The following is a 12,286-nucleotide window of genomic DNA, read 5'->3' as shown; positions in this document are numbered from 1 at the left end:
ATCAACATGAAAAAACTACTTACCACAATTTTACTATTGTGTACCTTAACGATTACTGCACAGCAAAAACCTACGTTGTACCTGATTGGCGATTCTACCATGGCCGACAAGAAAAATCCGGATACCAATCCTGAACACGGTTGGGGACAATTGCTTCCAGAATTAATGACCGATGACATTGTAATTGAAAATCACGCTGTAAATGGCCGAAGTTCTAAAAGTTTTAGAACTGAAGGTCGTTGGAAAACCGTCTACGACAACCTGAAAAAAGGCGATTTTGTGTTTATTCAATTCGGGCATAACGATCAGAAATTTAAAGACTCTACACGTTTCACCAATCCGTTTACCGAATATAGATACAACTTAGAACGCTATGTGAAAGAAACGCGTTCGAAAGGCGCAATTCCTATTTTAATGTCTTCCATTGTACGCAGAAACTTCAACGAATACGGAGTTTTGGTAGATACTCATAAAGAATATCCGTTAGTAGTTAGAATGGTGGCAAAAGATTTAGAAGTTCCGTTTGTAGACATGCAATGGTTAACCGAGCAATTGGAAAATCAATTTGGCCCCGAAAAATCAGCTGATTTGCATTTGCATTTTCAGCCTGGTGAAGTTGCTTATTATCCTAAAGGGAAAGACGACAACACCCACCTGTCGCGCATGGGCGCTACCTTGGTTGCTTCGTTAGCTTTACAGGAAATCAACAAACAAGATTTGGAATTGAAAAAATACATCCGTCCAGAAGTACTCACTCTTAAAATTCTAACAAATGACTACTAAAACAACTCATTTTTTTAAAACCAAAGCCACCGAATGGGAAACGGTAGGAGAAGGCATTTCCCGACAGTTTATTGGGTACAGTAAGGATTTAATGCTGGTAAAAGTAAAGTTTGAAACAGGAGCCATAGGTGCTTTGCATTCGCACGTTCACACACAAGGATCGTATGTTGCTTCAGGGAAATTTAAAATTACCATTGACGGAAAAAGCGAAATTCTAGAAACTGGCGATGGCTTTTTTGTAACTCCAGATCTTATCCACGGAGCGGAATGTTTAGCTGCCGGAATTTTAATTGATGTGTTTAATCCAGTTCGGGAAGATTTTTTAGAAGATGCGTAGAATTTGTTTATTCATAAGTTTTCTAAGCATGTTTACTTCGGGGTTTGCACAACTTTCTCCGGAAGCGAAACAAGCAAAAAAAGAAGCCATTTTAGCAGCAATTCAACTTCCTGAAATTCCAGTTTATGAAGTTTCCGTCATCAATTTCGGAGCTAAAGGAGATGGAAAAAAAGATTGTAAAAAAGCCTTTGACAAAGCCATTCAACATTTGAAAAAGAAAGGTGGCGGCACGTTGCATGTTCCGAAAGGAACGTATCTTATCAATGGACCTATTCATTTTATTTCACATTTCAATTTGCATTTAGAAGAAGGTGCTGTGCTACAATTTGGCAGCAATCCGGAAGATTATCCAACGGTGTTTACTTCGTGGGAAGGCACTTTTGTGTATAACCACAGTCCGTTAATTTACGGAAAATATCTGACAGATATTTCCATCACCGGAACAGGAATTATTGACGGAGAAGCTTCAGAAACCTGGTTGCAATGGAAACCAAAAGAAACTGCAGACAAGCTACTTTCCAGAAAAATGAATCATGAAGGAACTCCGATCAAAGACCGTGTTTTTGGAAACGGACATTATTTACGTCCGCAATTGATTCAGTTTGTCAATTCGAAAAATATATTATTGGAAGGCGTTCAAATAGAAGATGCTCCTTTTTGGTGTGTGCATTTATTACAATGTGAAAGTGTTACACTGCGAAAATTAACGTATGATGCTCATAACAAAAACAACGACGGCATTGACTTGGAATACACTAGAAACGTATTGATAGAAGACATCAAATTTAACAACGGAGATGACAACATAGCCATCAAAGCCGGGCGCGACCACGAAGGAAGAGCGAATGCAGCAACACCTTCAGAAAATATTCTTATTAGAAATTGTTCTTTTAAAGGTTTGCATTCGTTGGTCATTGGTAGCGAAATGTCGGCTGGAGTACAAGATGTTTTTGTAGAAAACTGTACGGCTCACGGCTATTTAAAACGTGGAATTTATTTTAAAACCAATGCCGATAGAGGCGGTTTTATCAAAGATATTTATATAGACAACGTAAGCTTTAAAGATACTGAAGATTGTTTCTACATCACCGCTAATTATCATGGAGAAGGCAGTGGTTTCAATTCAAAAATTAAAGATGTTTTCATCAGTAATATTCAATGTACCTCAGCCTCGGGAACTGCGATTGTGATTCAAGGTTATCCTGAAAGTAAGGTAGAAAATGTTCAGTTCAAAAATATTCACATTCAAAAAGCTACGAATGGAATTTCTATTACCAACACCCAACACATTGACTTTAAAGATGTAATTATTGGTGAAGCTGCTACTGTGCCCACAGCGGTAAAGTAAATTACTAGAAAGTGAAAACGACCCTTCCAAAGGAAAGGCCGTTCAGGATTGGGGGGATTGGTAAGGGAATTGGGATTCTTGCGTTTCACTTATCAAAAAAGAGGGGTGGATCTTAAGGGTTTAAAAAGTATAAGTAAAACGATTGTTATTTTCCTAATTCAATTCAACTGCAAACATCTCTTCATCATCCTTACCAAGATATTATTGAAAACTATTATTTTATAATTATAAATAAGAGTATCGATTTTATAATTCCAGAAATACTTCGTTTTAAAAAATTTCGTCCAAAATTATCGCGGTCAATATCTTGTATTTCTAGTTTCTGAATTTCTTCTAACAGATTTATCTTAGTTAATGCTTTATCAAGTTCTATATCTAAAAATCCTATATTAATAATCTCTGGAAGATTGCCTAAATACCTTGTTCCTGCTCTTATGGCTATGATATTTTGATTTTTCTTCTTGATATCTACGATAGAAACTTGATTTGGGTTTTCACGTTGTATTTTTTTTAAAAGCGTTAAAGTTTCATCACTACTTGCATTGTTTACAAAACATAAATGATACTTATCTTCTATCTTTAAAAACTCAGTAAAAGCATAAGGATTTATTTTTTCTTCTTCATTATGACAATACAAAATGATACCCGTCTTCATGATTTTTAATTTCTCATTTCTTATACCAAAAGTATAGTATACAAGTGCTGTATTTATAAAACTTCGATTGAGCGAATGTTTCTATAGACGAATGAAACACTTGTGTAGTTAATTACATAATTCACAAATTTAACCTCATAAATTATCAAGTTCCCAAACAAACTAGCTTTTGAATTACATTTTAAAACATAAAAAAAGAGACACTCTTGAGAAGTGTCTCTTTTTTATGAATAGATTGAAAAAATCTATTTGAGCTGCTAAAACCGAGTTTACCATAATTGCAGGCTATCTTAGGATTTGGGATAAGGGGCAAAAAAAGCTGTCGACTTTTGTTACTAAATCGGTTTTAGGCTTATACTCATTACTTTATCATTCAAAGCTTTTAGAGATATACTGGGTATTAGAAAAAACTACTGCTTCTCTCTTCTTAACTATCGCAGGCACAAGAAAACTATAAATTACTTTTGCATCTCCTTCTATCTTCATACATCTCATTACACAGGGAACGCTGTAATTAATTAACCTAGCCAGCAATAATTCTACATCATCATTTGCAGTAGTTCTTGCCGCTTCTAATACTTTCAAATAAGGGCTCTATTTGCTTAACTGTCAAAAAACTTTATTCATCGGAAAACATTCTAAGTATGTTTTCTAATTATACTTCAAAAATGGACAATATTTATCACAAAAATTGAGTTAAACAGTTTAAGTGCTTTTTGCTATAGTTGAATTGCAAAAAAATGAAGATGAACTAGCTGAATGAAGTTAAACTGAAAAGGCTTTTCTCTTTTAGTAAAACTATAAAACAAAAAAAGCAGAGGCACCACCCTCTGCTTTTTGAAAATAACCAACTAAATTGCTATGAAAAACTAATCTTTATTTACTTTTTTGAAGCAAATTAAATTTCATTTCAGTAACAATTACTTACTTAAAGAAGCAGGGGATACCACCCCCCTGCTTTACAAAATAACCAACTAAATTGCTATGAAAAAAACCAACTTGTAATTTGCTTTTATATTATAATTAGAAGCACTTCTTAAAACAAGATTTGATAGGCAAAGCTATGTTTTGAAGTTTATTTCCTACTTTAACAAAAGAATCAGAGTATATAAATACGCTTCTAAATTGTGTTTCAATATTTTAAAGTAGCAGAAAGCTTTTGAATAAAGCAGGGGAACCACCCCCTGCTTTTGAATAACCAACTAAATTGCTATGAAAAAAACTAACCAACTAACTCTTGAACGTTTCTCTAAATTTCTTATCTGTAAACAACAGTAAATAGTTTAGAGTTTGAAACAAAATTTCTGAGATTATAATCGGAGCCATTAGAACAAGGCTTTGGGGTGAATGGGAAAAAGCTGCTGTAACTATTGTTGTTTTTTCGTGAACTCTTTTCATGACCCAGAAATTTTATTTCTTAATTACATGATCAAAAGTAGGCGCAAAAAACTGGATATAGTTTAATTTTCGTTAGTTAGCCGTTTACTGTAGATGAATGGAAAGTTAATTTCTATAGAGACACTTAAGAAATCAGTTTATCTAAGAAAACGTTTTCCCTTAAATATGAAGCATGCATTTGAAAAACTTTGTTTACGGGAGTTTTTCGTTATAGGAGATTTAAACGTTTCATAAGCTCTGGTCTATTGGACCTGCTTACTGGTATCACATCTTTTTTGATAAGCACACTGTTATCTTCAATATCTATGATCTTCTTGATATTTATGATATAGGATCTATGCACTTTTAAAAAAGTACTTTCAGGAAGCTTATCTTCTATCTTTTTAAGTGTAGAATGAACTGTATAATTTTTGTCTTCCGTTTTTATATTGATGTAATCTCCTTTAGCTTCAATAAGGTAAATGGTAGGAATATCTATTTTGATAAGTCTTCGATCTATATTCACATATAAATCTTTTTCATTTGAAGGTTTCTCTTTTTCCTCTGGATTATTTTCAGCTTTTGAAGGTTTTGTATTACTTACAACTACTTCGTTACTAGATTGAAAGATTTTTGCTTTTTGAATAGCCTTCTCAAAACGTGGTAATTCCAATGGTTTTACCAAATAGTCTACAATACAGCTATACTCAAAGGCTTCTATGGCAAACTGAGAATCTGATGTTGTTAAAATAATTCTTGGAGGATTTTTGATGGTTTGAATAAAATCAAACCCTGTAAAATCTGGCATGTGAATATCTAGAAAAATTAAATCTACCTCACTTTTATTTAAATATTTTATAGCTTGAATTGCATTGGGAAATTCATCCACAACTGTTAATTCTGGCAGTTGAGAACATAGTTTTTTTATAATAGTACGAGCCGTAGCTTCGTCATCTATAATTATGCAATTCATAGGATTAGGTTAATTTTCTAAGTAATCTGTTATCACATTTAAGATGGCATGAAAATCATTTTGAAGCTCAAGGTTTACTTCTTTTAGATTGTTTTCATACCTATCTGCAAGTTTATAACTTTTTTCTAGACCTAAAATACTAATTTTATGCTTAAGTTTATGCACACATTCTGCAGCTTTAACATAGTTTTCTTTATTTATCTCATCTAAATAAGCAGATTTTTCTTGCGGAAATTCCTTTTTTACTATTGTTAATAGTTGCTCTTCGAATTCCTTATCGCCTCCCGAAAGGCTGTGAATGTAAGACATATTGGGCGTTTCCATACATTTATTTTTTTAAAGTGAAGTAAAAAGTAGTTCCTTTTCCTATCTCTGAGGTCAACCAAATTTTTCCTTTATAAAATTCTATAATTTTTTTTACAATAGCCAACCCAATTCCGGTAGAATTAGGATTATTCTCTAGTTTTTCAAATGTTTTGAATATTTTTTTAAAATACTGCTCTTCTATACCTTTTCCATTATCTTGAATATAGAATTCCCAGTATTTTCTTTTTGGAGTAACGCCTATGTTTATTATTCCCTTTTCTTTGTCGTTATACTTTATAGCGTTCCCTATTAAGTTTTGAAAAAGTTGACTAAGACGTAATTTATCTCCCTTGATCACCGGAAGCTTATCTAAAATATTAACTTCTATATGCTCTGGAATGTAAGTAGTTTTTAAAATATCTTTTACTTTGAAATCTATATCCACATCATAAAAATCAGTATCCCCTTTATCTATTGTAGAGTAATCTAAAATACCGATAATTAAATCTTCCATTTTCTGGACATTGTTACGTATCAACTCTAAATTACGAACGCCCTCTTCTCCTAACTTTTCACCGAAATCTTCCAAGAGCCAAAGACTCAAAACGTCTATACTTCTTAAAGGTGACTTTAAATCGTGTGATACCATGTGCGCATAATCACTCAATGCCTCGTTCTGCTTTTCCAGATTTTTCAGCAAGTCATCTCTATGCTTGTTTATAGTTACTATTTCTTTCGCCTGATTATTTACGTAATCAGCCAACTTGGAACCATCGAGCTCTAAATTATCTGTAATTTCGCCTGATGATAATTCGAAAAGCTTTAAGGTGTTGATGATGTTTCGTAACTGCTCTATTACTTGCTTTTGAGCTTGACTTTCTTTTCTAAGCTGATTATTGGCATGATATAATTCTTCTGAACTCAACTTCATAGCACGTTGAATCATCATGGATTGCTCATCAAAATTATCATACGATTTATCAACAGCCAATAGAAACTTCTCCAGCTCTTTGTTTTCAGCAAGTTCTGGAGTTAGAAATTTACGTATTTGTCTTTTTAGCAGTGAGTTCATACTTCACTTAACAACGTAATTGTCATAGTCTGATTATGCAATTTACAAGAAGATTCTCCATGAAAAGGAGCAATTTCTCCGTAGCTATAGAAACCAGAAATGGTTGTTGCGTCTCCCAGAACTTCTATAACTTCTTCTACTTCCTCTTCTACTCGTTGATCTAAAACCAACTTTCTACCAATACAGCTGATTAATAAGGCCAAATCTGGAGTTGTTTTTCTTCCTTCCATAGCTTGTCTTGCGGCTCTTTCAGAAGCATTAGCAATATGATCTACATTGGTCATCATCAATTGTACTTTTGCCTTTTCTGGAATATCGCCAGCAAGAATTATTGCATTTGCTTCTTCATCTATATTTAAAATAGAGCGAACAATAGATTGCTCACCTTCTTTTGCCGTAACATTTAAAGGATATAACAATGCAGAAGCAGGTAAATCTTTAGATTTTTCACCGAGGTACGTTTTATAAAGATCTAAGGCCGGTTGACCATCTAACTCATACAAAATATTACCCTGTGATTTGGTAACTATTCTTTTTGGGCCAAAGGGTGTCCAACCTCCATAAATAGAGAAAGTAGCTTCCAAAGATTCTCCATATAAACCTACGGCTACAATCTCGCCTTCTTTTGGATTTTCGTTGTAGGACGACAACGTTTTCTCAAATCGAGTATCATCTGCACACAAACCTCCGGTTATCAAAACCTTATTTTGTAATGCTTCGGTCATTCCTTTGGTCAAATCACTTCCGTTTAAAAAACTTCCTTCTGCCACGATAAACATGAATTGAAGTTTATCAAGGTCAAACTGCTTTAAAAGATCATAACCTGTGTGATAATCATCCTTTTGCTCGTCTTTCACATTACCGGTTTTGATGACCATTTGTGTTTTTTCGAACTCAATAGCTGTAATGGTTACACTATCTTCATTTACCATATCTCCAGAAATATCTCCACTTGTACTTCCAAAAACAAGTTCCCCATCTGGAAATAATGCTCTTACTTCTTCGTAAATATTAGAATCTTCTAGCAGAAAACGATTCCCAAAAACTAAAACCAATGGTTTTACAAGGGTAATTTTTTCACCAACATATTCCCACTCTTCCAGTTTTTTCCTTTTTAATTGAACCGTTTTCATACCTTCTCTTTTTTTAGCTCTTTTTAATTGTGAATTTGAATGTTGTACCTTCTCCTGGTGTACTTTCTATCCAAATTCTTCCATTATATAATTTTATGATTTTTTTGACAATAGACAGGCCAATTCCCGTTGAATCTTTACTTTTCTTGAGTGAATGGAAAATTTCAAATACCTTGTTATGATACTTTTCTTCAACACCTATTCCATTATCTTTTACATAGAATTCATAGAATTTTTCAGTTTGTCTATATCCTATTTCAACAAGCCCTTCTTCTTTATCTATGAATTTTATAGCATTACTTATCAAGTTTTGAAAAACCTGCTGAATTTTCACATGATCTGCGGAGATCACAGGTAATTTATCAACTACTTCCACTTGAATATGATTGGGAATGTACAATAATTGTTTAATATCTTCTATTACAATATTTAGATCTACGGAAGAAACTTCTAAAGTACCAGCTCCTGCACTTGAATAATTAAGAATATCTGTAATTAATTGCTCCATCTTTTCAAGTGTAGACTCTATCATGCCAAAATTTTGCATACTTAGCTCGTCTAGCTTGCCTTCATTATCTTCTTTTAACCAAGATACCAATGCATAGATACTTCGCAATGGAGATTTAAGGTCATGAGAAACAATGTGCGCATATTCTTGAAGCTCAATATTACTGCGCTCTAGTTTTTCTACCAGTGCTTCTTTTTGAAATTGAAGGTTACGTATTTCTGTAATGTCTAATACAATACCTATTGACCCAGCAACTTTACCCTCAATAGTGTAGTTTGGAGCACCACTTATAAGCCAATATCTCTTATCGCCTATCTTATTAAATGCTTCTATTTCATAGGAACTAGAAATACCTTCTATACGTTTTCCTTTTTCCTGTAATATACGTTTAAAAGATTTTGAAGCATCTTTTGTAAAAAGACCAATCCCTTTACCAATAATCTCTTCTTCGGTAAAACCAGATATTTTACAAAAACTTTGATTTACCATTACCACTTGGCCGTCATTACTTAACTCCACCATGCCAAGATTCATATTTGCAATTACGTTGCCGTACTTTTGCTTTTCTGATTCCAGAGATTGTCTAAATTTCTTTTTTAATGTGATGTCAATGAAACTCCATAGATGACCTCTAAATTCATCATTTTCATATATTGGAATATAATTTCGCTCAAGAAACCTTCCATTTTTCAATTGCAATTCGTCCCCTAGAACAACCTGTTTTTTTGAAGTAATTTCTTGATAACGATCTAGAACAGCATCTTTATCTGTAAATAATTCGTCAAATATAAAGCCGCTATCTTTCAATTTTTTTCCAGAAAGTTCATCGGCAGACACTTTCAGATTAAAAATATCACATAGCTTTTTATTGGCTAGTAAGATAGTGTTGTTTTCGTTTAGCATGAAAACACCACTATCTAAATTGTTTACCAAAAGGGCTAATCTATTTTCCGAGGCTCTAAGCTTTTCTTCTGCAAAAACTTGCGATGTAACATCCCTAAAAATTCCCTGAACTGCAACGGGTTCATTGGAATCTTGATCATGCATCATACTACAATTGATGTGCAAAATTTTCAATTCGTTAGACTTTGTTACAACTCTTACATTGAAATCCTTGTATTGATTTTCAGCATCAATCTGTTTGAAATATGTATAGAAAACCGCCAGATCCTCTTTAAAAATCAAGTGTTTGATATTGAAGTTTTCCTTGGTACAATCAAATCCTAAAAGTTGGATTGCGGCATCGTTCATTTTTATAACATCACCCGAAAGATCTGTTACTAAATAGGCGTCTACCAAATTGGCAAAAACGCCTGTAAGCTCTGAACGAGTGGCGTTAAATAAATGATTTAATTTTTGATTAGACTCTTGGAGCTCTTGTGTGATTTTGTATAGCTCTGCCGATTTTTTCTCTAAGATAGTTTCGGCTTGTTTTCTTGCTGCTTTTTCTCTTTCTAAAGCTCTTTCAAGTATGGATATGGAAACGCTCATTCACTTTTTTGGATGATAAATTTGACTTCGGTACCGTCTTCCTTTATTTTTTCTACCAAAATAGTTGCGTTCGTATTAAAGTGTTTGAATGTTTGCTTCATAAGCCCTAGACCAAAATAATGCATAGATCTACTTGACTTATAAATCATTGTAAGTGCCTTTTTAGATTTTTCTACCACTTCAAAAGTAGGCAATTCTGCATCAGGATAAATTTTTCTAACTTCAACATGTATATGACTCTCTATAGAGGATATCATCTCAATTGGGTCTGAATACATTACAAGAAATTGAGGATAACTTTTCTTGAGTACACTAAAAAAATGTTCTGCATACACTAGCAAAAGGTCATCTATAGGAATTCCTGTATGGCTATTTAAACTTTGCAGAAGTTGTAGCATTTCTGAAAATTCATAAGTTCCTACGGATGTATAAACTCCTCCTGATTCTAAATCTGACTCAGTAATGATGGTATCTACCATTTCCAAACCAAACTTATCCTCAACTAGTTCTAAAAACTCTGTAAAAACAATTCCTTTCATAGCTGCATTACACCTTGATTAACTCATTAACACTCCAATAACTTAATACCTTATCAATTTTTTCTACATAATCTTCATACTTTAATGGTTTGATTACGTAGCCCGCAACACCTATTTTGTAGCACTCTAATAAATCTTTATGATTACTAGAAGTAGTTAAAACAATTGTAGGAATGTACCTCAAGGTATCATTATTTTTCAGAATTGACAAAAATTCTATACCGTTAATTTTCGGCATATTTAAATCGAGTAGAATAATATCTGGTAATCTATCTTTCTGCTCTAAGACCTGTAATGCTTCTTCACCATTTTTTGCTTCGGTGATAGAATGTTTTAACTGCAGCTTAGAAACGGTACGGTTGAGTTTCATGGTCTCAATCATATCATCTTCTATGAGAAGCACTTTTAGGGAATTTGTCATCTTTGTTTATGAATTAAAGAATTGTACACAAAAGTAATTAACAATGCTTTGTTAACTAAGTCGGTTTAGTTTAAGTCTATCTAAACTGTAGACGAATGGTCGTTTACTTTAGTTAAACGGATTTTGGTTACTATTATGCTGTAAAATCAAGCATTTGACTTACAATTTATAATTACCGAAAATACAACAATTTTGATAATTTATTTTCAGTAAAACTCCTACTTGGCAAGTAGTTTTTTGGAAATTCTGTTTGCTGCCATTCTTGAAACAGAGCAACCTAAAATAGAAATTGTTGAAAAAACTATGAGAATATCAGAAATTTTTATCACCACTGGATATGGTAGTGATGGGGGTATATACACAAACGGAGCATTTTGCTGAATAATTAATAGAATAACTCCTATAAGAATACCTAAAAGTCCACCTCCAACGGTAACCAATGTACCTTGTAAAAAGAAAATATTTCTTAGCTGTGGAACAGTAATTCCTACCGCGTATAAAGTTTTTAGATTATCTTTTTTATCTAAAATCATCATAGTTATGGCTCCAGCTAAATTGAAGAGAGCCACTATGAGTACCAATGTAAAAATGAGATAAATTGCTACATTTTCTGTATTGAGCATTTTATAGAGTGCATCATTTAATTGTTTTCTGTTCTTAACTGCAATATTATTGTTAAAAACGGTTTTGAGTTGCTCTATAATCTTATCATTATCAGCATTTTTTGTTGTCTTTATCTCTAGAAAAGATACTTCATTATCACCTATAGAAGTTAAATCACGAGCTAAATCAAAAGTGGTAAACACATATTTTTTATCCAATTCTTCCGTAATCTGATAAATTCCGGTTGCAGTAACAAAAGCTTCCCTATATGGCTTTGCCTGACTGGTAATACTACCTTTTCCCGGTTTTGGCACAATTATTTGAAGTGCATCATTTCTGTTAAAAATACCCAAGCTTAGCGTATTGGAAATTCCATTACCTATGACCACGGTATTGTCAGTCAACGTCCATGTGCCATACCCTACAATACTATCAACTGGATTAACGTTTCCATAATTTGCATCTACACCTTTAATGTACGCAATGTGATTTTTTTGTTTGAAATTCAGAAAAACCCGCTCTTCTATAATCTTTGAATAAGCACTTATACCCTCAATCTTTGAAATAGCGTCTAATTGGTTTGGGGTAACTGAGAAAGTTTTCCCTGTAACTGGTACCACTTTTAAGTCTGGATCAAAAACTGATGCAAAACTTAAACTGAATTTTTCTAAACCTCCAAAACCAGATAAAACAATTAGCAAAGCTGCAGCCGCTATAACTACAACTATTGCAGACATCGT

General features: G+C 33.2%; 13 protein-coding genes. 3 read left to right on the top strand and 10 right to left on the bottom strand.

The features are described from left to right. Positions 1-6 precede the first annotated feature (6 nt). Genes BM383_RS01015 through BM383_RS01005 form a run of 3 tightly spaced genes read left to right on the top strand, consistent with a single transcriptional unit; the run spans position 7 to position 2,468 of the window. Entirely contained in the window at positions 7-783 is a 777-nt protein-coding gene (locus BM383_RS01015) for a rhamnogalacturonan acetylesterase (protein ID WP_093021737.1), read from the top strand. Further along, the gene (locus BM383_RS01010) at positions 773-1,120 is read left to right on the top strand and encodes a cupin domain-containing protein (protein ID WP_093021734.1); all 348 of its coding nucleotides are present in this window, start codon (positions 773-775) and stop codon (positions 1,118-1,120) included. The genes BM383_RS01015 and BM383_RS01010 overlap by 11 nt, the downstream gene beginning before the upstream one ends. Next, complete coding sequence (locus BM383_RS01005) at positions 1,113-2,468, top strand: glycoside hydrolase family 28 protein (protein WP_093021732.1); 1,356 nt, start codon at positions 1,113-1,115, stop codon at positions 2,466-2,468. Before BM383_RS01010 ends, BM383_RS01005 begins: the two co-directional genes overlap by 8 nt. Before the next feature lie 214 nt (positions 2,469-2,682). On the opposite strand, the gene BM383_RS01000 is transcribed toward BM383_RS01005, so the two are convergent. From BM383_RS01000 to BM383_RS00955, 10 genes are all read right to left on the bottom strand, one after another. Beyond that, positions 2,683-3,123, bottom strand: coding sequence for a glycosyltransferase family protein (locus BM383_RS01000; protein ID WP_093021729.1), 441 nt, complete (start codon positions 3,121-3,123; stop codon positions 2,683-2,685). Between the two features lie 369 nt (positions 3,124-3,492). Then, a complete protein-coding gene (locus BM383_RS00995; RefSeq protein ID WP_093021726.1) occupies positions 3,493-3,708 on the bottom strand; it encodes a hypothetical protein in 216 nt (71 codons plus the stop codon). A 1,021-nt stretch (positions 3,709-4,729) separates the two neighbouring features. Further along, positions 4,730-5,473 (bottom strand): LytR/AlgR family response regulator transcription factor, encoded by a 744-nt coding sequence (locus tag BM383_RS00990; protein ID WP_093021723.1) that lies wholly within the window; start codon positions 5,471-5,473, stop codon positions 4,730-4,732. Between the two features lie 9 nt (positions 5,474-5,482). Further along, entirely contained in the window at positions 5,483-5,797 is a 315-nt protein-coding gene (locus BM383_RS00985; RefSeq protein ID WP_093021720.1) for a histidine kinase, read from the bottom strand. 4 nt (positions 5,798-5,801) lie between these two features. Further along, positions 5,802-6,851 carry a sensor histidine kinase gene (locus BM383_RS00980; protein WP_093021717.1) on the bottom strand — a complete coding sequence of 350 codons (1,050 nt, stop codon included), beginning with the start codon at positions 6,849-6,851 and terminating at the stop codon, positions 5,802-5,804. Then, entirely contained in the window at positions 6,848-7,984 is a 1,137-nt protein-coding gene (locus tag BM383_RS00975; protein WP_093021714.1) for an FIST signal transduction protein, read from the bottom strand. Before BM383_RS00975 ends, BM383_RS00980 begins: the two co-directional genes overlap by 4 nt. A gap of 13 nt (positions 7,985-7,997) precedes the next feature. Further along, positions 7,998-9,983: a PAS domain-containing sensor histidine kinase gene (locus tag BM383_RS00970; protein WP_093021711.1), complete on the bottom strand. Its 1,986-nt coding sequence runs from the start codon at positions 9,981-9,983 to the stop codon at positions 7,998-8,000. After that, positions 9,980-10,522 (bottom strand): heme NO-binding domain-containing protein, encoded by a 543-nt coding sequence (locus BM383_RS00965; RefSeq protein ID WP_093021709.1) that lies wholly within the window; start codon positions 10,520-10,522, stop codon positions 9,980-9,982. The genes BM383_RS00970 and BM383_RS00965 overlap by 4 nt, the downstream gene beginning before the upstream one ends. Before the next feature lie 7 nt (positions 10,523-10,529). Then, positions 10,530-10,943, bottom strand: coding sequence for a response regulator (locus BM383_RS00960; RefSeq protein ID WP_093021706.1), 414 nt, complete (start codon positions 10,941-10,943; stop codon positions 10,530-10,532). A 218-nt stretch (positions 10,944-11,161) separates the two neighbouring features. Further along, positions 11,162-12,283 (bottom strand): ABC transporter permease, encoded by a 1,122-nt coding sequence (locus BM383_RS00955; protein WP_093023383.1) that lies wholly within the window; start codon positions 12,281-12,283, stop codon positions 11,162-11,164. Positions 12,284-12,286: the final 3 nt, after the last annotated feature.

The sequence above is a fragment of the Pustulibacterium marinum genome (assembly GCF_900116665.1).
GTDB classification, from domain to species: domain Bacteria; phylum Bacteroidota; class Bacteroidia; order Flavobacteriales; family Flavobacteriaceae; genus Pustulibacterium; species Pustulibacterium marinum.
This window is presented reverse-complemented; position numbering and strand designations above follow the sequence as displayed.

Coding starts and splice junctions, on each gene's coding strand:
- BM383_RS01015 (WP_093021737.1), top strand. CDS start 7: ATGAAAAAACTACTTACCACAATTTTACTATTGTGTACCTTAACGATT.
- BM383_RS01010 (WP_093021734.1), top strand. CDS start 773: ATGACTACTAAAACAACTCATTTTTTTAAAACCAAAGCCACCGAATGG.
- BM383_RS01005 (WP_093021732.1), top strand. CDS start 1,113: ATGCGTAGAATTTGTTTATTCATAAGTTTTCTAAGCATGTTTACTTCG.
- BM383_RS01000 (WP_093021729.1), bottom strand. CDS start 3,123: ATGAAGACGGGTATCATTTTGTATTGTCATAATGAAGAAGAAAAAATA.
- BM383_RS00990 (WP_093021723.1), bottom strand. CDS start 5,473: ATGAATTGCATAATTATAGATGACGAAGCTACGGCTCGTACTATTATA.
- BM383_RS00985 (WP_093021720.1), bottom strand. CDS start 5,797: ATGGAAACGCCCAATATGTCTTACATTCACAGCCTTTCGGGAGGCGAT.
- BM383_RS00980 (WP_093021717.1), bottom strand. CDS start 6,851: ATGAACTCACTGCTAAAAAGACAAATACGTAAATTTCTAACTCCAGAA.
- BM383_RS00975 (WP_093021714.1), bottom strand. CDS start 7,984: ATGAAAACGGTTCAATTAAAAAGGAAAAAACTGGAAGAGTGGGAATAT.
- BM383_RS00970 (WP_093021711.1), bottom strand. CDS start 9,983: ATGAGCGTTTCCATATCCATACTTGAAAGAGCTTTAGAAAGAGAAAAA.
- BM383_RS00965 (WP_093021709.1), bottom strand. CDS start 10,522: ATGAAAGGAATTGTTTTTACAGAGTTTTTAGAACTAGTTGAGGATAAG.
- BM383_RS00960 (WP_093021706.1), bottom strand. CDS start 10,943: ATGACAAATTCCCTAAAAGTGCTTCTCATAGAAGATGATATGATTGAG.
- BM383_RS00955 (WP_093023383.1), bottom strand. CDS start 12,283: ATGTCTGCAATAGTTGTAGTTATAGCGGCTGCAGCTTTGCTAATTGTT.